The following is a 20046-nucleotide window of genomic DNA, read 5'->3' on the forward strand; positions in this document are numbered from 1 at the left end:
TCTTTCGTTTCAGTGCAGAATTCCGTCCAGGATCGGCATGCTGAAAACGGCCGAAAAGGCGATCATCAGGTAGCAGATGCGCCGGAAGACCTGCTCATCGGCAATGCCGAACATCTTGCTTCCAAACCACACGCCAACGCCGTAGAGCGGCGCGGCAACGACCGCCAGCGACAACACCTGGGCCGTGATCAGATCGCTCCAGAAATAGCCGGTTGCCGTCAGTACCGTCGAGAGGGCGAAATACAGGATCATGTTCGCGCGCGCGACGGTGGCGGGCGTCGCACCCCCCAGCCAATAGGCCACCACCGGCGGGCCGCCGACCTGCGCCACGCCCGAAAACAGCCCTGAAACCGCTCCGACCAGAACCGTCAACGGAGCCTTCGGCCGGCCGTGATGACGCCAGCCGGATACCAGAAGCGCCAGCAGCAGGGCGACAAGGATGACAATCGCCCAACGGATGGTCAGCGGGTTAAGGCTGGTAAGAAGAAAGATGCCGACCGGCACACCGATAACAGCGCCGAGCGTCATGATGACGACATTGCGTCGATCCGCCAATCGGAACGCGGCCGGGATCAGCCCGAGCGTCATGATGCCGTCGACGACCACCAGCAGCGGCACGGCGACCTGGGGGCCGATCGCGGCGCTCGCCAGCGGAACGAAAACCAATGCCGCGCCGAAGCCCGAAAAGCCCCGCGCCAAACCGGCCGCCAGGGCGGAGGCAAGCACAAAAATCAAATGGGCGGACGAAACGCCCGTCAAGAAACCGTCAAACATGAATTTGGGTCTGCCCCGGTAACAAATCGATAGAATAAACAGGATTACACTGAGCGGCGCACCGCATTGCCGCGAGGCCCGCTTACGCGAAAACCCGGGTCAACGCGACAGCCTGGCCTCCGATTTCTGCGCTCTGGGATAATGGGGGTGCGGCCAGTCGGGCGGCGTCCCCCTTGCGGCTACCGCCCCGGCGGTGAGGCGAGGTCGGACCGGTACGAAAGAACGACACATTGTTAGTGCTCGATCCGCAAATGGATGAATCAGGGAGGAAAAAGCACGATGCCCGACAGGAAGCCCGCGCCGCACGATAGCATTCCAAAAGGCGAAAGGACCGCAGGGGCCACGGAGCCGGTGCTTCTATCCGGCGGCAACCCGCAGATCGCAAAAGGCTACGGCGACGGCCCGGTCCAGGCCTACATCGCCGCGATGCCCGGCTGGAAAAGCGCGGTCGGCCGGCAGGTGGACACGCTGGTCGCCAATGCCGTGCCCACCGTGTCTAAGGCGGTCAAATGGAACTCGCCCATGTACGGCAACGACGGCGATGGCTGGTTCCTGAGCTTCCACTGCTTCGACAAGTACATCAAGGTGGCCTTCTTTCGGGGAGCCGAACTCGACCCGCCGCCGCCGGTTTCCTCCAAGCAGGCGAAGGTGCGCTATTTCCATATCCACGAAGGCGACAAGATCGACGAGGCGCAGTTTTCCGCCTGGGTAAAACAGGCAAGCCGCCTGCCCGGCGAACGCATGTAGATCAGCCGATGGGGCCGGACAGGCTGGCCTACGGCTTCGGCGGCCAGGCAAGGTCGGGACCGGTGCGGAAGAACGACACATTGTTGGTGAACAGGCTGGCCGGGACAAGCCGGATCATGCGGCCTTCGGGATGGTCGATCTCGGCCACATGATCGATGAACCACCTGTTCCAGTCCGCTTCGGGGCCGAGATATTTGTGAAGCAGCCGTTTGAAGCGATCCGGTGCCATCGGCTCGACAGTGGCCGAGCCGCGCATGCCAAGATGCAGCGGGATACCGGCCTCATTGTCGAAGTGGACGATTTCCACCGCGCAGCGCGGCTCCCTTTCGATCGGTTGCACGGTGCTTCCGTCCGCCGAGCCGAGCATCCAGAGCGCCTCGTCCTCCCAGATGAACCATACGGGCGCGTTTCGCGGCGCGCCATCCGCGGCAACGGTCGCGAGATTGGCCATTAGCGGCCGGCCAAGCACATCCTGCGGGTCGAATTCTCGCGGCATGACCAAGGTCATATCGATAGGCCCGCCATCAGCGTCTGAAAGGGGAAGCGATCATTTCGCCGCTGGCCGGTTCAGCGCCACGGCAGCCTGGATCAGCGCCCTGAAAGCACCCTCGTCCACTTCGTCGCCCTCATGCAGATCGATGGCGCGCCGCACCTTGCCGTCGAGGCTGGCGTTGAACAACCCCGAGGGATCATCCAGCGAAGCGCCTTTGGCGAAGGTCAGTTTCACCACGCTCTTGTAGGTTTCGCCGGTGCAGACGATCCCGCCGTGGGACCACACCGGAACGCCCCGCCACTTCCATTCCTCGACGATTTCGGGGTCGGCCTGCTGGATGAGAGCGCGGACATGGGCCAGCATCCTGCCCCGCCAGTCGCCCAGCTGCTCGATCCGCGCGTCGATCAGTCGGGAAGGAGATTCGCCCATGGTCGTTTCACCTTTCGTGTCGTCCCGCCGTTCCTGTAGCGGGGATCATAAGCCTGACTCGCGAAAACTCCCAACTGCTTGGAATTCTGCCTTTCTCAGCACGTCAAGGCATCAAAAGTCAGACTCGGCCCACAGAATAAGACTGACTCATCTGGAGGCATCGGGCGCATAAGGCTGACTCTAATGAAGCAGGTCGGCGATTTGAGGCTTGCGCCGGCGGCAATGGCCAACCAGAATCCTAAGTCCGAGTATGTCGCGGATTTGGGGGGTTGGAATGATGAGGTTCATTATTGGAGTGGCGATCAAGTCCGTTAATGCGAACTGGACTGGGCGGCCCGTCTTTTGCTGAACGACGATCGCGCGGGTCCTAATTTCTCGCCCCGCGACCAGATCACGAATCCCTATTTTGACCAGATCGCATCCGCGAAGCTTGCTGTCGATTGCCAGATCGAACAGGGCACGGTCCCGAACGCGCCTTTCCCGGTCCAGGAAGAACCGAACGGCCCAGATCTGTTTCTGTGTGAGCGGACGCTTGGTGCCGACCTTTTTTCCAGCGTTCCAAGCCGCGCGCTCACGGCTTGCATCATCGAAATGAGAATGACCCATGTGAGTTCTCCTTGGCCTTGATTGGCCATAGGAGAAACGGCATTTCGGCATTACCGCTCAGGGGCCGGGAGCGGCCTGTCCGATTTCGGTCGGCGTTTTGCGGTTAGCTGCCGTTCCGGTGTCGACCATTTCGGAAGTTCTGGGCATTTCGGCCGCCTCCTAAAAAGCAACCACTCCGCATGCTTTTCTATCTTGCGAATATCGTTCGGAATCGGCTTCTCTGCATACTCGCGAGAATGATGACGAACCGCAAATCGGGCTCTAAACCGGGAGAGAATTGGTGGTCGCAAAGCGTTAATCGTGTGGCGACTGGACTTAGGTCCGTACACGGGGTAACCGCAGTTTTTTTGTGCCTTGCTTGACAATTTCCACAAATTCCACATAATTCCACATAGCAGGAGTGGGATTGTGGATTTTTCGGTTTCTTCCCTCAAGGCAGTGCTTTCCAAAGGTAGCCTCACGTCGGAGGCTCTCGTTCAGGAGAGCCTTTCCCGCATCAAACGCTTGAACCCGATCGTCAACGCATTCAGCCAGGTCTACGCGGACGAAGCACTGGAGGAGGCAAGGGCATGTGACAGGGAAATCGCGCAGGGCAAGTCGCGTGGCCCGCTCCACGGCATTCCGATGGCCGTCAAGGATCTCTTCTATGTGACCGGACGGCTCTGCCAGCGCGGATCGGTCGCCTATCGCGACTTCGTGCCGAAAGCGACCGCGCCGATCGTGCAGCGCATGATCGAGGCCGGAGCGATCATGATCGGCAAAACCACGACCACGGAAATGGGCTGGTCCGGCTCCAGCAACTCCGAATTCTACGGACCGACGCGCAACCCATGGAACCCGGCCTTGACGAGCGGCGGCTCCAGTTCCGGGTCGGGCGCAGCCCTTGCTGCGCGGATGGTTCCGTTCGCGCTGGGCTCCGATGGTGGCGGATCGGTGCGCATTCCGGCGGCATTCTGTGGCATCTTTGCGATGAAGGCATCTCTGGGCCGCGTACCCACCTGGCCATGGAGCGCCACGGAGATGTTGTCTCACGCAGGCCCTATGAGCCTGTCGGCGAAGGACAGCGGCCTGTTGTTCAATGTCGCGAAGGGACCCGATCCGCGCGACCATCAGGCGCTGCCCGACGACAATGCCGACTATACGCAGACGGGCGCGGTCTCGGGACTTCGCATAGGCTTTGCACCAACGCTGTTCGGCGTGGACGTGGCACCGGAAATCGCGCGTGTCGTGCAAGATGCGGTCAAGGCCATCGCGCGTGGCCTCGAGATAGATGTCCGCCTCGTCGAACCAGAATGGCCGGATCCCATCGGCATTTTCGAGACGCTCTGGGTTGCAGGCAGGGGCGTCGCCTATGGCGCTCAGGCCGATCTTGGCGATTTTGGTAGCGGTTTCCGCCGCCTGGTCGAGGCTTCCTCGGCCTACAGCCTGTCCGACTATCTCGCAGCCATGAAGACCAGGGCCGATTTTGCCGGCAGCGTGCACGCGCTGTTCGAGGATATTGATCTCTTGCTGTTGCCGACCGTGCCAATCGAGCCTTTCGCCGCCGATCGCGAGGCTCCAGAGGGTTGGCGCTCGGCATCCGCCGTTCTCGCCTGGACCGGCTGGACGCCATTCACTTATCCGTTCAACCTTTCGGGCAATCCAGCCGCCTCGATCCCATGCGGGCTGACGGCGGGTGGCCTGCCGGTCGGCCTACAGGTCGTCGGGCGCCGGCATGCCGATGCGCAGGTCATGGCTTTCTGCCAGCGCGCCGAAAACTTCGCTTTCATTGATCAACTACCTTCGCTTGTCGTTGCTGGCGACAAAGCGGAGTGTGGAACATCCAACAAACCAGCTGTGGAGGAACCATCATGAAATTCAATCGGAGAACATTCCTAACCAGTTCTGCCATGGCCGGCGTGGCACTTGGCCTGCCGGTTCTCAATACCGCTTTCCTGGTCGATCCCGCGCATGCCGAGGAAGGCAAGGCGCTCAATTTCATGTCGGCCGAGAACCTGACCGGCAACTGGGACCCGTCTTCCCATACGACGCTGGCGCAGATCAATCTGGAAAGCTACGTTTTCGGCTACCTGACACGCGCACCGATGCGGCCCGAAAAGCCGGACGAGCTGGTGATGGAACTGGCCACTGACATGAAGCTGATCGACGAGCACACGCTTGAGTTCACGCTACGCGAAGGCGTCACCTTCCATGACGGCAAGCCGTTCGGGGCCGAGGACGTGAAGGCGACGTTCGAGTATGCAAGCCAGGCGGACAGGCCTGCGGCATGGTATCCTGGCCCCTGCGAGGTCGAGGTGGTGTCCGAGCATGTCGCGCGCGTCAAGACCGACAAGGCCGGCTATCCGGCAAGCCTTTTCTGGTTCCTGTCGGCTTTTCTGCCGATCATGTCCGCAAAGGATGTGGCCGACAAGAAGTCGCTTTCGGCGCGTCCGAACGGCACCGGTGGCTTCAAGTTCGTCCGCCAGGACGGCAACACGACCGTGCTGGAGGCATTTGACGGCTTCTACCAAGGCAAGCCCACGCTTCCGGGCATCAACTTCACCTTTGTCGGCGACGCCACGACCCGCACGCTGGCACTGCTCAATGGCGAGGCCGACCTGATCGAGCGCCTGGAGGCGGAGCAGGTAAAGTCCATCGAGGATGCCGGTGGTTACAAACTCAGTAAGGCCGTGTCTGTGGAGAACAAATATCTGTGGTTCCGCTGCTCCAAGCCGCCGTTCAACGATGCGCGCGTGCGTCGCGCCGCAGCCCATGCGATCGACCGCTCCGTTATTCTCGACATACTGGGCGTATCCGGCCACCCTTCGGACTGCTGGATTTCACCCGTCAAGTTCGGCTACATCGATACGCCGAACTATCCGAAATTCGATCCAGAGGAATGTCAAAGACTGCTGGCGGAAGCCGGCTTCCCGAAGGGCGAGGGCCTACCGGAACTCGAATACATCACATCGGTCGGCTTCTATCCCAAGACCAAGGAATATGGCGAGGTCATCACCGCGATGCTCCAGGAACAGGGTTTTCCGGTAAAGCTCAACGTCATGGAAGTCGCTGCCTGGAATGAACAGCTCTATGATCGGCCGGGCGGCGGTCCGGGCCACATGGTCGACTGCGGATGGTCGACCGGCTCGCCCGAACCCGACCTCGTGCTGCGAACGCATTTCCACTCCAGTTCGAAGCGCATCTGCGGCATCGAGGACAAGGATCTGGACGCGGTGCTGGACAAGGAACGCAACACGCTCGAGCCCGAAGCACGCAAGGCGGTGATCCAGAAGGAGGTCATGCCGATGCTTGCGGAAAAGGTGCCGGCACTGTCGCTGTTCACCTCCGTCTTCATCCATGCGATGCGAGACGGGCTGGAAGGGATGTATTTCTATCCGAACGGCATGATGGACGCGAACAAGGCGACATTGGCCTGAGCCACTCGGGCGGCCGCGTGTGGAGGCATGCGGCCGCCTGATTTCCAGTCGGGAGGATATGGATGTTCGTCCTAGCGTTTCTTTTGCGAAGGCTTCTGCAGGGCGTTCTCATCATCCTGCTGGTCACCTTTATCATCTTTACACTGCTGCGCGTCGTTCCGGGTGATCCGGCGCGGCTGATCGTTGGAGGCATGGCGCCCGACGCGGTGGTCGCCCTGAAGGCCAAGGAGCTTGGCCTGGACAAGCCTATTCCGGTGCAGTTCCTGTATTATCTGGGGGACCTCGTCACAGGCGATCTTGGCCGCTCCTTCGTGCGGCCCAAGAGCGGTGCCAGTCTGGGTGGATCCGCCTTTGACGATCCGACGCGCGAAGAGCGGGCCGGGGTGCTGGAACTCATCCTCAAGACGTTGCCGATGACGTTGCAACTGGGGGCCGTAGCACTGGTGATGGCATTGCTGGTTGCCGTTCCGCTCGGCACGGCGGGCGGGCTCTATCCGGGACGGTGGCCGGACAAGCTGGCACTTGGTGTCGGCTCGGTCTGCGTGTCGACGCCGAACTTCTGGCTCGGAATCGTGCTGACGCTGTTGCTTTCGGTGAAGCTCAAGCTCCTGCCGGCCATCGGCTACCGTGGCTTCAGCTATGTCATCTTGCCGGCGATCGTGCTGGCGGTGGAAATCGTCCCCTTCATTCTGCGCACGCTCACCGTTTCCGTCGCGCAGGTCATGCGCGAGGAATTTATCCAGCTGGCTCCGATCCGGGGGCTGAGCAGGAGCCGCACGGTTCTGGTCCATGCACTAGGCAATTCCGCCATTCCGTTGGTCAACTTGCTCGGCGTGCAGCTGGGCATGCTGCTCGGCGGAGTTCTCGTGGTCGAGTTCATTTTCGACTATCCGGGGCTTGGCCTGTTGACCATCAATGCTGTGTTGCAACGCGACTTTCCGCTGATCCAGGGAATTGCGATCTTCATGTCCATAATGTTCGTCGCGATAAACATCCTGGTCGACCTGGTCGCAATGGCCATCGATCCGAGACTGGAGTACTGACGTGACCGATATCGCTCACCAGAACGCCGTTCCACAGGGCAAGGCGCGGCGCAGGGTGACGCCGACCAGACGCATGCTGCAACTGGCTTTTGCGCGCACGGATTTTCGCATCGGATTTGGCGGCTTTGCGCTTCTCGTTTTCCTAGCGATTTTCCTGCCGCTGGTCAGTTCCATCGACCCGATCAAGATCGCCTACGGCTCCAAGTTGCTGCCGCCCTTTCCCATGGAGGGATGGACGTGGCCGCATGTGCTCGGCACCGACCAGTTGGGGCGCGATGTCCTGATGCGGTGCCTCGTCGGGTTGCGCTATTCGCTGTTTATCGGCGTCACAACGGTCGTTTTGATGTTCATTGTCGGCTGCAGCCTCGGCCTTTATGCCGGTTTTCGCGGCGGTTGGGTGGACGCCGTCATCATGCGGCTTACCGATGCGCAGCTCTCGATTCCGATGATCATTCTGGCGATCACCATCCTGGGTGTCTCGCGGCCCACCGTTCCGGCCATCATTTTGGTGCTCGGCCTGTCGGGCTGGCCACTCTATGCACGTGTCGTCCGGTCGGTCGCACTCGGCGAACGCAACCGCGGTTATGTGCTGGGCGAACGCGTGCTCGGCGCTTCGGACCTTCGCATCATGCTTCTGTTCGTAGCCCCGGTCATCTTGCCGCCAATCGCCTTTGTCGCGGTGCTGGATATCGCGCGCATGATGATCTTCGAATCCATTCTGGGATTCCTTGGCCTCGGTGTGCAGCCGCCCACGCCGACATTCGGCAACGTCATCGCCGATGGGCGCAAATACCTGATCAACGCCTGGTGGATCGCCACGATGCCCGGCCTGTTCATGCTGGTCTCGTTGACTTGCCTCAATCTCATCGGGTCGGCGCTGGAACGCGCCCGCAACGCGATCCTACAGGGAGAAGCGTGATTATGGCCCCGATTCTGGCGGTTTCCGACCTTTCCGTTGACCTGAAGCGCGACGGTCGGGTACGCCGCGTCGTCGACGGGGTGAGTTTCGTATTGCAGCCCGGCGAAGTGCTGGGGCTGGTCGGCGAGGCCGGTTCCGGCAAGTCGGTGTTGGCCCGTGCATTGGTCCGCGCCGTTTTACCGCCCCTGGAAATCGCTTCCGGTACGGTTGTGTTCGAAGGTAAGGACGTGCTGGCGCTGGGCGGGCGCGAGCTGCGGGCCGTGCGCGGCAACCGCATCGGCTTCATTGGGCCGAACCCAATGGGATCGCTCGACCCGCGGCTGCCCATCGGCAACCAGATCATCGAGAAACTCCGCGCGGTCCGCCCACGCACCGGCCGCGCGGAGGCACGCGAAAAGGTACTCGATCTTTTTGCGCAGGTACGCATCCCGTCACCGCAAGCGCGATTCCATGAAGCGCCGTTCCAGTTTTCCGGCGGTATGATGCAGCGTGTCATGATCGTGGATGCCTTGATTTCCGATCCTTCGTTGGTCATCGCCGACAACATCACGCAACCGCTCGACGTCACCGTCGCGGCACAGATCATCCGGCTTATCAGCGATCTGCGCAAAAGCCTCGACACCGCCTTTCTGTTCATTTCCTCGTCGCTCCCTGTGGTCGCACAGATCGCGGAAAGGACGCTGGTGATGCAGGGTGGACGAATCGTCGAAGAGGGACCGACGGCAACCATCACCGGTAATCCGCAGCAACCCTACACCCGGACGCTACTGTCGCGCATCCCACCCATCTGGAAGGGGGTGACGGCGCCCACCACCTTGGACAGCGAGCCTGTGATGGTGGTCGACGACGTAACCCGCACCTATCTCGTGCGTCGGCGCGGCACCTTCAACGCCTATAATGAGGTCAAGGCCATCCGCAACGTTTCCTTCGCGGTAAAGGCAGGCGAGAATTTCGGCATCGTGGGCGAAAGCGGTTGCGGAAAGTCCACGCTCACACGGCTTCTGGCCTGGCTGGAGCGTCCCAACAGCGGCCGTATCGCTTTTCTCGGCAAAGACCTCGCCAGTCTTTCCGTACGATCGCTGACTGAATTGCGGCAGTCATTCCAGCTTCTTCTGCAGGATCCCTACGGATCGTTACCGGCAAATATGCCCGTGCAGCGCATGATTGAGGAGCCATTGCTGATCCACGGAAAAGGCCGCATTGAAGCGGCACGGCTGGCGCGGGAGGCGATGGTAGAAGCCGGGCTCGACCTGGAACATGCCGACAGCCTGGCGGTCGGCATGAGCGCCGGCCAGCGCCAGCGCATCAATATTGCGCGCGCACTGGTATTGAAGCCCCGGCTGCTGATCCTGGACGAGACGTTGTCCGCGCTCGACCAGGTGGAGCAGGCCGAGCTGCTCGACCTGTTCACGAGGCTTCAGGCCGCGCACGGCTTCTCCTACGTCTTCATTTCGCACGATCTCGCGCTGGTGCGCAGGATGTGCCACCGTATCGCGGTTATGTATCTGGGCCGCATCGTTGAGATGGCTGACAACGCGACCCTGTTCGAGCAGCCACGCCACCCCTATACGCGGGCGTTGCTGAGCGCCATGCCAACGCTTGAAGCCAACAGGTTCCCGCGCACGCACTATCTTCTCGACGGCGAGCCGCCGAGCCCGATCGATCTGCCGGTAGGCTGTTCGTTCCGCTCGCGCTGCCCGCGCGCGGGGGAGGATTGCACCCGGATCGACCCCCCGCTATTCGCATTCGACGACGGCAATTCTGCCGCGTGCCTCCACACCCATGAAAAGGTCCGCGAGAAGGAAACCATTGATGTCGGGTGAACTGCGCAAGGAAATCATTCTCGAGCGGCTCGACCGCGACCAACGGGTCAGCGTGGTGGAGCTTTCGGCGGAGTTCGGCGTGTCGGGCGAAACGATACGGCGCGATCTCAAGAACCTGGAAGCCGAAGGAGCCGTCAGGCGCGTGCATGGCGGGGCGATCCCTGCCGGGCGCGCCGCCGACACGCCGATCACCGAGCGGATCAAGCATAACGCGCTCGAAAAGGATCACGTGGCCGCGCTGGCGCACAAGCTGATCGACGACGACTGTGTCATATTCCTCGACACTGGCACGACGACGCTTGCCCTGGCCAGGCGGCTGACCGGCTTCAAGCGGTTGCGGCTCTACACCAATTCCGTGCGCATTGCGCAGGAAGCCTGCGAACATTTCGGGGTTCAGGTCCAGATGACGCCTGGCCGGCTGCGCCCGGTGGAACAGGACCTCGTCGGCTACGATACCGTCTCCTATATTCAGCAATTCCACTTCGACATGGTTTTCATGGGCGCTGCTGCCGTCAATGCCGGCTTCGGCTTCATGGATTTCGAGGAAGACGAGGCGCGCATCAGGCAGGTGCTACTCGGTCACTCCACCCGCAGCGTCATGCTGGCAGACCACTCCAAGTTCGGCAAGGTCGGCAATGTCATCACCGCAGGTTTCGACCGTGTCGATACTTTTGTGACGGACCTGCGGCCGCCGGATGATGTGGTGGAAGCCGCCCGCAACGGTCAGTTGGAGATCGTACATGGATAACCCCACAACAGCGGGTTCCTGCCTGAAAGACCTGCTTGCCGCATTCGACGCGATAGCGGCGATTGGCTCAATTCCAGGGCGTGGCGTGACGCGGCTCGCCGCCAGCAGTGAGGACGGTGCTGCGCGCGCAGCCTTCGCCGCATGGATGAGCAAGGCAGGCACACGCATGGCCCACGATGCTATCGGCAACCAGTTCGCGTGCTTCGACTGGGCAGGACAGGACGCGCCCTGGATATTCGCAGGCTCCCATCTCGACACACAGCCGAACGGTGGTCGCTTCGACGGTGCATTGGGCGTGATAACGGCTGGTTGCGCGGCCCTCGAACTCGATGCAATCCGCAAGGCCGGAACCTTCCAACCGCGCCACAACCTTGCCGTCGTCAACTGGACGAACGAGGAAGGCGCGCGCTACCAGCCGAGCCTGACGGGCAGCTCGGTGTTTTCCGGCGCTCTTGCGTTGGAAGACGGCCTGGCCCATCGCGATGGCTCCGGCATTTCCTTGCGCGAAGCTCTTGCTGGCATCGGCGTGGATGGCGCAAGCGGCAGCGTCCCACCGTGGCCGAAAGCCTATGTCGAGCTGCATGCCGAACAGGGCATGAAGCTGATCGAGGCCGGCCACCGCATCGGCGTCGTCGAAGGTACCTGGGCGGCACGCAAGATGAAGGTAGGCTGGATCGGTCGTGCGGCTCATACCGGCCCGACGCCGATGGCCGAGCGCCGGGATGCATTGCTTGCGGCCGCACGCGGCATTGCCGCTTTCGAGGCAACCATTGCTGCGCACTGGCCAGGTTTTCACCGCTCGGCGGCGCGGCTTATCGTCGAACCTAACTCGCCGAACGTGGTGGTGGAACGCGCCATGGTCTGGTTCGAACTGCGCAGCACCTTAGTTGCCGAGTTGGAAGTGGCCGGACAGGCGGTGCGCGACGCGTTCGAACAGATCGCCCACGATACCGGCACTCATCTTTCCATCTCGGCGGATGCTGTCCGCCCTCGCGCCAGTATGGACAAGTCCCTCATGGCGCTTGCCGATGAGGTGGCCGAAGGTTGCGGTTTCAGGCCCCTGCGCATGGCTTCGGTCGCGGGCCATGACGCCGTGGCCCTCCAGAACGGCGGTATTCCTGCAGCACTTATTTTCGTGCGCAGCGAGGGTGGGATCACCCATCATCCTGACGAGCTTACCGAAACCAAGGACATGGAGGCCGGGCTTACAATGCTGACAGCCTTTCTCCGGCGACTGCTGGAAAGCGTCGACAGCATTTGAACGAGCCGACGGCCGGCGAGAGGAGGACGCCCATGCAGCCCGATGAAGCCTTTCACGCGGTGCTCGCCCATGCCGGCTGTTTGCAAGCCGTGCTTTCTCCGCCGCTTCCGGGCGTCGTATCGCCGGTTCACCGGGCGGTGGAGAACCATTGCTGCGTCGCCACCATGGCTGGGCGGCAACCACTTTTCGTCAAGCGCCTGCATGAAGATATGCAGGACTTCGTGACCTTCGATCACGCCGAAGAGGCGAGCCGCAAGGCGGGTGACATCGGCATCGCGCCGAGGCTGTTTCATGCCGATGCAGCCAATGGCGTGCTGGTGTTCGAAGCGCTCGGCGATGAATGGCGAGGCGGCAGCATGGATGTGCTCCGTCGTCCGCAGGTGCTGGAAAAACTGCTGGCGGCCAAGCGCACCTTCCATGCCGTGGCGCCGCTCGCGGAAACGCGTAGCGTCTTTGATCTGATCGAGGCATATCGCCGGATCGCGCAGGTATCCGGTGTCGCGCTGCCCGCGCCTGTGCGTGTCACATCAGTGGCGGTCGAGCGCGTTGCCGCGGCAATCGCGGCGACCGGTATCGATGCCGTGCCTTGCCACGCTGACGGTGTTTCCTCGAATGTGATGGTGGGGCCGAAGGACGAGGTGCGCCTGGTCGATTTCGAATGGGCTCGCCAGGCGGACCTCGCCCACGACCTCGGAACAGTACTCGCCGAACTTCTGCCCTTTGACGGCGAGGCGCTGCTGGCCATTGAGATCGCCACAGGCACACCCGATGCGAGGGTCTTTGCACGCGCCCGGCTCTATGGGGCGGCCGACGATCTCATGTGGGCGCTATGGGGCTTCATCAGCGCGGCCCGATCCGCGCGCAAGCAGGTCGAGTTCTTCAAATATGCTGAGTGGCGCCTGCTTCGGGCGCGCACTATTCTCGAAGGGCCAAGTTTCCAAACGTGGCTGACGCGGGTCTGAGGGGGCAAGGCGGCAATGAAACGCATTCTAGGTGAGGCGACGACCCCGGCGGAAAAAGCAATCGAACAGGCGATTTTCGCGGTGCCCGATTGGCAGGACCGCGAGATTTCTTACGAACCTGTGCTGGGCGGCATCAGCAATCCGAACTGGCGGGTATATGTCACTGGCGCGCCGCACAGCTTCTTCGTGAAAATTCCCGGCGTTGGTACCGAGATGTTCATCGATCGGGCTGCCGCAAACGAAGCCGGCCGTCTGGCGCATGAGGCCGGCGTCGGTGCCCGCATTATCCACTTCTTCCCGGAGACGGGTATCGAAGTCAGCGCGTTCATCGAGGGGCTGCGCACCTCGACCAATGCCGACTTCCTCGATTTGACGGTGCGCGGTAATGCAGTGCGCGCACTGAAAGCCTTCAACGACAGTTCCGCGCTTTCCCTAGTCAAGACAACCTTCGATATGATCGACGAGCACTTCCGGCAAGTGCTTTCGCTCGGCGGCGAGTTTCCCGCCGATTTTGGCTGGATGAACGCACGCTATCGCGAGGCACGCGCTGCGATCGAAGCGGCCGGGCTCGATCTTGCGCCTTGCATGAACGACACGCTGGCCGGCAATTTCCTGCTCGACGAAAAGGGTGGGGTGACGCTGGTCGATTTCGAATACGCTTCGACCAATGACAGGGCGGCAGAACTGGCGCTCTGGTTTGGTGAAATGTGCTTTTCGCCGGAGATCGAGGCGGAGATGATCGAGGAGTATTACGGCCGCGTCGATTCGGCCATCACCGCCCGGGTCTCCCTGTTCAAGGCGCTTGTGGACCTCAAATGGTCGACCTGGGCCATGGTCCAGAATAAGGTGTCGAGCCTCGACTTCGATTTCTACAAATACGGCACCTGGAAGCATATGCGAACGCGCTTTCTCATGAATGACCCACGCTGGTCCGATTGGCTGAATGCGGTGTAGGAACAGTCGCGATCCGTGTGCATCACCATGCTGCCGGAATGTCTGCTTCAGGCGAAGGCAATGTTTGCCTCTACGGCTAGGATGGGGCGCATTGCTGCTCGGCGGTTTAGGGGCCGTTTGCGGTCGGTCAAGTTTTGGGTGCAAAAATCGGAAAAGCTGTCGTTCACGGAATCGACGAAGCCATGCTTGCAAACGTGCCAAAGTCTGTCAGTCAGCGGCTAGCGGCGACAAACGCGTAGTTGCTGGCGGGGCTATCCTTCAGGAACGCTACACTAGACACCTACCGATTTCCTCATCGGCAATAGCCTAGTACTTTTAGCGGTGCCAATCACCCAAAGAAGCAATCGTCAGCGGAGTGATGGTGCGCGAAGATGCGAGCAGAGGAGTGTTTGAAAGTCGAACCTGTTGGGCGGGATGCTGATGGACGAATTTCACAACAGGCAGAAAAATTCTGCCCCGGATCAGGGACCGGTAGTAGTTGACACCAGATCCGGCCAGGATCATCAGCGGTCATCGAAGATCGGCGCGCGGGCTCCCGTCTCCAGTAAATTGTTATCTGATGCGCCTAAAGTGATCACCCGATCACACCTCGCGGTCCAAGTATCGGCCGATCTGGCGTTCAATGGAGTGCAAGACCGGGCGAATGAGCCAGCGTCATCTTCGGCGTCAGTCTCCCCCTATCTGCCCAATACTCTTGGCGTTCCTACAATGGCGCTTGCCCCTTCCATGCGTGCATCAATTCAACCTGTTGCCGATGGATCAAGTTATGCCGGCACCGCCGAGCTTTCGTTGCCGCCTGCCTCCTATGTCTCGATGGGACCCTTCTTAAGGTCGGATACCTCCTCTTCGTCGGCAACCTCTATTTCGGCAACGTCAGAGAGCGGTCAAACTTCATCGGAGACACAGTCTGCAACTGCAATTGGCGGCTCACCGGGAGCGACGCCGGCCTTGGGCTGGAATTCGGACTGGCGCGGTGCGGCGAGTACCTCGCCCTGCGGTTCGTGTACCGGGCGCGCTTGTACCATCTGTTCCGTTCGGATCGGAGGGCCGGCGGCGACCAACGGCATGCCGACCGGCTATGCGCCCAGGGTGCTGCAATACTTCAATCCGGGCGATGGCGTTGCCGATGCGAGTGGGCAAACGGACTTGAGCACGGGTGTCACTGGCAATGCTTCCGCTTCGACCGGCACCGCGCCCGACGCCAAATCCTCGACGGCCTTGCTTCCGCCGGCCCAGGAAATGCTTGTAACGCCGCTTGCAGCGGCTGCCAGCAATCCGATTGTGCTCGAGAACATGAAGCAAGGAACGCCCGAGGCCGACTGGTTAATCGGTACAGCCGATCCAAGTATCGAGGGATACGCTGCGGAATTCACAATCGACAACGGCCAGACAGTCGATTTCAAGATCAATACCGACTCCAAGAATTATCGCATCGATATTTACAGGCTCGGCTACTACGGCGGCGACGGCGCGCGCAAAGTCGCGACGATTAACAAGACCTTGGCTAACGCGCAGATTCAGCCCGATCCGATGTTTGATCCAGCACTGAAGCTCGTCGACGCCGGCAACTGGCAGGTCTCGGCGTCCTGGACGATACCCTCCGACGCCGTCTCGGGCGTCTACTTCGCTGAACTGACGCGCCTCGACGGTTCGCAGGGGAGGAATATCATCCCGTTTGTTGTCCGCGACGATGAGGCTCCCAGCGATATCACGTTCCAAACATCCGACACGACCTGGCAGGCCTACAATTGGTGGGGCGGATACAATTTCTACGGTGGGATTGACGACTTCGGGCACGCCGGCCGCGCCTATGCGGTGAGTTACAACCGTCCGATCATCACGCGCGACGGCGGCTATGCGGCCGGCCCGCAGGATTTTGTCTTCGGCGAAGAATATCCGGCGATCCGCTGGCTCGAACAGAACGGTTACGATGTAAACTACATCTCTGGCATCGACACCGCTCGCTCGGCCAGCCAACTACTAAACAGCAAGATATTCCTCTCTGTCGGTCACGACGAATACTGGTCGGCGGACCAGCGGGACAATGTCGAGGCAGCCCGCGACGCAGGCGTCAATCTGGCCTTCATGAGCGGCAACGAAGTCTATTGGGAGACTCGCTGGGCCCCCAGCATCGATGGGTCGGGAACGCCGTACAAGACGCTCGTTTCCTACAAGGAGCGATGGGACAACGCCAATATCGACACGGCGGGAACGACCTCGACGTGGCGCGATCCGCAATTCGGGGCAGGCGAGCCGGAAAACGGGCTAACGGGCACGATCTTCACCGTCGATTCCTACCGCCTGGATACGATCCAGATTCCCTATGACCTTTCCAATTTCCGCTTCTGGAGCAACACGGCGGTCGCCGATATCCAACCGGGACAGGTCTATTCCCTGACGCCGAACCTTTTGGGGTATGAATGGGATTCCGATCTGGACAACGGCGCGCGGCCCGATGGCCTCGTCCCTCTTTCCTCGACCACGGTCGATGTCAACAGCCTGCTCTATGACTATGGCAACACGACCGGCGCGGGAACGGCCAAACATAGCCTCACCCTCTACCGCGCACCGAGCGGCGCGCTCGTGTTCGGAGCCGGCACGGTCTACTGGTCGTGGGGCCTGGATGATCACCACGACAATGAAGCAACCCCGACGGACCCCAACGTCCAGCAGGCGATGGTCAACCTGTTCGCGGATATGGGCGTCCAGCCGGAGACCTTGGTGCAGAGCTTGGCCGTGGCCCAGCAGACGACGGACCATGTCGCCCCGACAAGCACTATAACTTCCGTCACCTCGTCAGGCGACTATACCGCTGGCACGTCGATCATGGTTTCGGGTACTGCGGTCGATGCGGGCGGCGGCAGCGTTGCCGTCGTTGAGGTTTCCACCGATAACGGCCAGAACTGGCATCGCGCCACGGGCTTCTCCTCCTGGACCTATAGCTGGGTTCCGCTTGCCGGCGGTAGCTATACGATCCGTTCGCGCGCCGTTGATGACAGCGTGAACCTGGAAACGCCATCGGTTGGCACTACTATTGCCGTCGCGCCGGCCGCCATCACCAGCCTTTTCCCTAACGACATCCCCACCGTTGCGTCTGAGACCGACGACGGCTTCGTCAATTTGGGCGTGAAGTTCAGTTCGACGACGGCCGGCACCATCGTCGGGATCAAGTTCTACAAGGGGCTAGGCGACGGCGGAACCCACATCGGCTCGCTGTGGACGAGCACCGGGCAGTTGCTAGCGACCGGAACGTTCAGCCAGGAAACCGCCAGCGGTTGGCAGACATTAACCTTCAGCAACCCGGTGTCCATCAGTGCCGGAACAACTTATGTAGCCAGCTACCACAGCAACGCGCACTACGCAGACAGTCCGAATTATTTCAACGGCCCCCATACCAACGGGCCTCTGACCGCCACCGGGGGCGTCTATACCTATGACACGGCCAGCCTTTTCCCGCAGACTTCGGGCGGCACGGCGAACTACTTCGTCGATGTCGTGTTCAATGCCACGGACACGGTCAACGAACCGCCAGTGGCGGTGAATGACGACGGCCTTATCACCGGTCTGAATACCCCGACTACCTTTCAGGCTACGACACTTTTAGCTAATGATACCGACCCCAATGGTGACTCGCTGACGATCTCGGGCGCCGGCGCAGCGTCGAACGGCTCGGTCTCATTCAATGCGCAGACTGGCGCGATCACTTTTAGCCCAACGGTTGGATATTCGGGACCCGCAAGTTTTGGCTATTCCGTCTCCGACGGTCGCGGAGGCACCGGATCCGCGTTCGTTCATTTGACGGTGGGCGGCGTAACGCTCTTCTCTTCGTCGGATACGCCGGAGACGCTTTCGGATGAGGAAAGCGCGCAGGTCAATCTGGGCGTCAAATTTACGGCGTCGCAGGCGGGCACGATCAACGGCGTGAGGTTCTACAAGGGTACCGGGGACACGGGAACGCATAGCGGGAGTCTATGGAACAGCAACGGAACGCTGCTTGTGACCGCCAATTTCACCGATGAATCGTCAAGCGGCTGGCAGACGGTGACGTTCAGCAGCCCTGTTTCGATCAACGCCGGCACGACCTACGTGGCAAGCTTCCACAGCAACGGACACTACGCCAGCACCTCGAACTATTTCGCCACGGCCCACACTAGCGGCCAACTCACAGCGCCCACCGGTAACGGCGTCTACACGTACGGCCCAGACAACCTGATGCCCACAAGCACATATGGCGCGTCGAACTATTGGGTCGACGTCATCTACACCCCCATCGGCGGCGGTGCCAACCAGCTTCCGGTGGCCGCCAACGACAGTGGCTTCACGACGGTCCAGAACACCGCGCTTTCGATCACCGTCGCGTCGCTCCTGGCCAACGACACCGATCCGAATGGCGACACATTGACGGTTACCGGCGTCAGCGCCCCCACAAACGGCACCGTCGCCTTCAATGCCCAAACCAGTATCGTCACCTTCACGCCAACCAGCGGCTTCACCGGCAATGGCGGCTTCAGCTACTCGATTTCCGACGGCAATGGTGGCACTGCAAGCGCCAATGTTGCGTTGACCGTAACGCAGCCATCGGTGATGCAGAGCCTTTTCGCCGCCAATGCGACGCCATCGACGATAACGGAAAGCGATCCGGATTCGGTCGAACTCGGAATGAAATTCACCGCCTCTGCCGCGGGCATCGTAGATGGAATCCGCTTCTACAAGGGTCCGGAAAACATGGGCGTTCACACGGGAAGCCTTTGGACAAATACCGGCACATTGCTAGGTTCGCTGACCTTCACCAACGAAACGGCGAGCGGCTGGCAGTCCGCAAGCTTCTCCACCCCGATCTCGATCACGGCGGGAACGACGTATGTCGTCTCCTACCACAGCTCGGGCCATTATTCGGCCGACGGCAACTACTTCTCCTCTTCGGTCTCAAGCGGCAATCTGACGGCTCCATCGAGCACGGCGAGCGGCGGAAACGGCGTCTACGCCTATAGCTCGGGGACCGCGTTCCCGACAGATACGTACAACGCCACCAACTATTGGGTCGACGTTGTTTACGCCCCCGCCGGCGCCTTGCCGAACCAGCCGCCAGTCGCCGCGAATGACAGCGGATTCACAACGCAGCAAGATACTGTCCTGAGTATCGCGGCGGCCTCGCTGCTGGCCAACGACACCGATCCGAACGGCGATCCGTTGGCGATCACCGACGTATCGGCCCCGACGAACGGCGCCGTCGCCTTCAACGCCCAGGCCAACACGATCACCTTCACTACAACCAGCGGCTTCACCGGCAATGGCGGCTTCAGCTATTCGATTTCGGATGGGCGGGGCGGCAGCGCAAGCGCAAACGCCGCACTGACCGTGACGGCGCCGTCCAACACCCAGCGTCTGTTCGCGGACACTTCGACGCCGGAAACCGTCAACGTGAACGATACTTCTCCCGTCGAGCTCGGGATGAAGTTCTCCGCGTCTACCAGCGGCTCAGTCACAGGGGTCAGTTTCTACAAGGGCTCCCAGGATACGGGAACGCACACGGGAAGCCTGTGGAGCAGCACGGGTACGCTTCTGGCGACCACCACATTCACGAACGAGACGTTGAGCGGCTGGCAGACGGCGAATTTCTCGAGTGCCGTCCCGATCACCGCCGGCGCGACCTACGTCATCTCCTACCACACGAGCGGTCACTACTCGGCGAACAACAACTATTTCACCGACGCCGTCACCAACGGACCGCTGACGGCGCCCTCAAGCTCGTCCTCCGGCGGTAACGGCATCTATGCCTACGGTTCGGCGAGCGCCTTCCCGACAAGTTCTTACAACTCATCCAACTACTGGGTGGACGTGATTTTCAACGGCCAACTGGCAGCCTGACCG

Annotated in this window: 14 protein-coding genes and 1 pseudogene; 11 read left to right on the top strand and 4 right to left on the bottom strand. The window is 61.1% G+C overall.

The window, feature by feature from the left end:
- Nucleotides 1-9: 9 nt before the first annotated feature.
- Nucleotides 10-774, bottom strand: a complete 765-nt coding sequence (locus ACX3P0_RS22045; protein WP_459091931.1) for a sulfite exporter TauE/SafE family protein — start codon at nucleotides 772-774, stop codon at nucleotides 10-12.
- A gap of 279 nt (nucleotides 775-1053) precedes the next feature.
- On the opposite strand from ACX3P0_RS22045, the gene ACX3P0_RS22050 reads away from it, so the two are divergent.
- The gene (locus ACX3P0_RS22050; RefSeq protein ID WP_459078196.1) at nucleotides 1054-1521 is read left to right on the top strand and encodes a DUF1801 domain-containing protein; all 468 of its coding nucleotides are present in this window, start codon (nucleotides 1054-1056) and stop codon (nucleotides 1519-1521) included.
- 28 nt (nucleotides 1522-1549) lie between these two features.
- On the opposite strand, the gene ACX3P0_RS22055 is transcribed toward ACX3P0_RS22050, so the two are convergent.
- The 3 genes and pseudogenes from ACX3P0_RS22055 to ACX3P0_RS22065 all read right to left on the bottom strand — a co-directional run.
- Complete coding sequence (locus ACX3P0_RS22055; protein WP_459091933.1) at nucleotides 1550-2029, bottom strand: pyridoxamine 5'-phosphate oxidase family protein; 480 nt, start codon at nucleotides 2027-2029, stop codon at nucleotides 1550-1552.
- 39 nt (nucleotides 2030-2068) lie between these two features.
- A complete protein-coding gene (locus ACX3P0_RS22060) occupies nucleotides 2069-2443 on the bottom strand; it encodes a DUF1801 domain-containing protein (RefSeq protein ID WP_459091935.1) in 375 nt (124 codons plus the stop codon).
- A gap of 285 nt (nucleotides 2444-2728) precedes the next feature.
- Nucleotides 2729-3049, bottom strand: a pseudogene (locus tag ACX3P0_RS22065) (site-specific integrase); the annotation flags it as partial.
- Nucleotides 3050-3457: 408 nt separating this feature from the next.
- Between ACX3P0_RS22065 and ACX3P0_RS22070 the strand changes: the two are divergent.
- The 10 genes from ACX3P0_RS22070 (at nucleotide 3458) to ACX3P0_RS22115 (ending at nucleotide 20043) form a co-directional block, all read left to right on the top strand.
- Nucleotides 3458-4903: an amidase gene (locus ACX3P0_RS22070; RefSeq protein ID WP_459091937.1), complete on the top strand. Its 1446-nt coding sequence runs from the start codon at nucleotides 3458-3460 to the stop codon at nucleotides 4901-4903.
- The gene (locus ACX3P0_RS22075; protein WP_459091939.1) at nucleotides 4900-6465 is read left to right on the top strand and encodes an ABC transporter substrate-binding protein; all 1566 of its coding nucleotides are present in this window, start codon (nucleotides 4900-4902) and stop codon (nucleotides 6463-6465) included. The genes ACX3P0_RS22070 and ACX3P0_RS22075 overlap by 4 nt, the downstream gene beginning before the upstream one ends.
- Before the next feature lie 62 nt (nucleotides 6466-6527).
- A complete protein-coding gene (locus tag ACX3P0_RS22080; RefSeq protein WP_459091941.1) occupies nucleotides 6528-7508 on the top strand; it encodes an ABC transporter permease in 981 nt (326 codons plus the stop codon).
- 10 nt (nucleotides 7509-7518) lie between these two features.
- Nucleotides 7519-8427 carry an ABC transporter permease gene (locus tag ACX3P0_RS22085; RefSeq protein WP_459092017.1) on the top strand — a complete coding sequence of 303 codons (909 nt, stop codon included), beginning with the start codon at nucleotides 7519-7521 and terminating at the stop codon, nucleotides 8425-8427.
- 2 nt (nucleotides 8428-8429) lie between these two features.
- Entirely contained in the window at nucleotides 8430-10250 is a 1821-nt protein-coding gene (locus tag ACX3P0_RS22090; RefSeq protein WP_459092019.1) for a dipeptide ABC transporter ATP-binding protein, read from the top strand.
- Nucleotides 10240-10998: a DeoR/GlpR family DNA-binding transcription regulator gene (locus ACX3P0_RS22095; RefSeq protein ID WP_459091943.1), complete on the top strand. Its 759-nt coding sequence runs from the start codon at nucleotides 10240-10242 to the stop codon at nucleotides 10996-10998. The genes ACX3P0_RS22090 and ACX3P0_RS22095 overlap by 11 nt, the downstream gene beginning before the upstream one ends.
- Nucleotides 10991-12259: an allantoate amidohydrolase gene (locus ACX3P0_RS22100; protein ID WP_459091945.1), complete on the top strand. Its 1269-nt coding sequence runs from the start codon at nucleotides 10991-10993 to the stop codon at nucleotides 12257-12259. Before ACX3P0_RS22095 ends, ACX3P0_RS22100 begins: the two co-directional genes overlap by 8 nt.
- A gap of 32 nt (nucleotides 12260-12291) precedes the next feature.
- Complete coding sequence (locus ACX3P0_RS22105; protein ID WP_459091947.1) at nucleotides 12292-13221, top strand: phosphotransferase; 930 nt, start codon at nucleotides 12292-12294, stop codon at nucleotides 13219-13221.
- Between the two features lie 15 nt (nucleotides 13222-13236).
- Nucleotides 13237-14175 (top strand): phosphotransferase, encoded by a 939-nt coding sequence (locus ACX3P0_RS22110; RefSeq protein ID WP_459091949.1) that lies wholly within the window; start codon nucleotides 13237-13239, stop codon nucleotides 14173-14175.
- A gap of 1065 nt (nucleotides 14176-15240) precedes the next feature.
- The gene (locus ACX3P0_RS22115; RefSeq protein ID WP_459091951.1) at nucleotides 15241-20043 is read left to right on the top strand and encodes a DUF4082 domain-containing protein; all 4803 of its coding nucleotides are present in this window, start codon (nucleotides 15241-15243) and stop codon (nucleotides 20041-20043) included.
- Nucleotides 20044-20046: the final 3 nt, after the last annotated feature.

Source organism: Mesorhizobium sp. A556 (assembly GCF_054489545.1).

What these genes read in the sequence shown, in the direction of transcription:
- ACX3P0_RS22055 (WP_459091933.1), bottom strand. Translation starts at nt 2,029, where the DNA reads ATGACCTTGGTCATGCCGCGAGAATTCGACCCGCAGGATGTGCTTGGC.
- ACX3P0_RS22060 (WP_459091935.1), bottom strand. Translation starts at nt 2,443, where the DNA reads ATGGGCGAATCTCCTTCCCGACTGATCGACGCGCGGATCGAGCAGCTG.
- ACX3P0_RS22110 (WP_459091949.1), top strand. Translation starts at nt 13,237, where the DNA reads ATGAAACGCATTCTAGGTGAGGCGACGACCCCGGCGGAAAAAGCAATC.
- ACX3P0_RS22045 (WP_459091931.1), bottom strand. Translation starts at nt 774, where the DNA reads ATGTTTGACGGTTTCTTGACGGGCGTTTCGTCCGCCCATTTGATTTTT.
- ACX3P0_RS22115 (WP_459091951.1), top strand. Translation starts at nt 15,241, where the DNA reads ATGCCGACCGGCTATGCGCCCAGGGTGCTGCAATACTTCAATCCGGGC.
- ACX3P0_RS22100 (WP_459091945.1), top strand. Translation starts at nt 10,991, where the DNA reads ATGGATAACCCCACAACAGCGGGTTCCTGCCTGAAAGACCTGCTTGCC.
- ACX3P0_RS22095 (WP_459091943.1), top strand. Translation starts at nt 10,240, where the DNA reads ATGTCGGGTGAACTGCGCAAGGAAATCATTCTCGAGCGGCTCGACCGC.
- ACX3P0_RS22090 (WP_459092019.1), top strand. Translation starts at nt 8,430, where the DNA reads ATGGCCCCGATTCTGGCGGTTTCCGACCTTTCCGTTGACCTGAAGCGC.
- ACX3P0_RS22080 (WP_459091941.1), top strand. Translation starts at nt 6,528, where the DNA reads ATGTTCGTCCTAGCGTTTCTTTTGCGAAGGCTTCTGCAGGGCGTTCTC.
- ACX3P0_RS22050 (WP_459078196.1), top strand. Translation starts at nt 1,054, where the DNA reads ATGCCCGACAGGAAGCCCGCGCCGCACGATAGCATTCCAAAAGGCGAA.
- ACX3P0_RS22075 (WP_459091939.1), top strand. Translation starts at nt 4,900, where the DNA reads ATGAAATTCAATCGGAGAACATTCCTAACCAGTTCTGCCATGGCCGGC.
- ACX3P0_RS22105 (WP_459091947.1), top strand. Translation starts at nt 12,292, where the DNA reads ATGCAGCCCGATGAAGCCTTTCACGCGGTGCTCGCCCATGCCGGCTGT.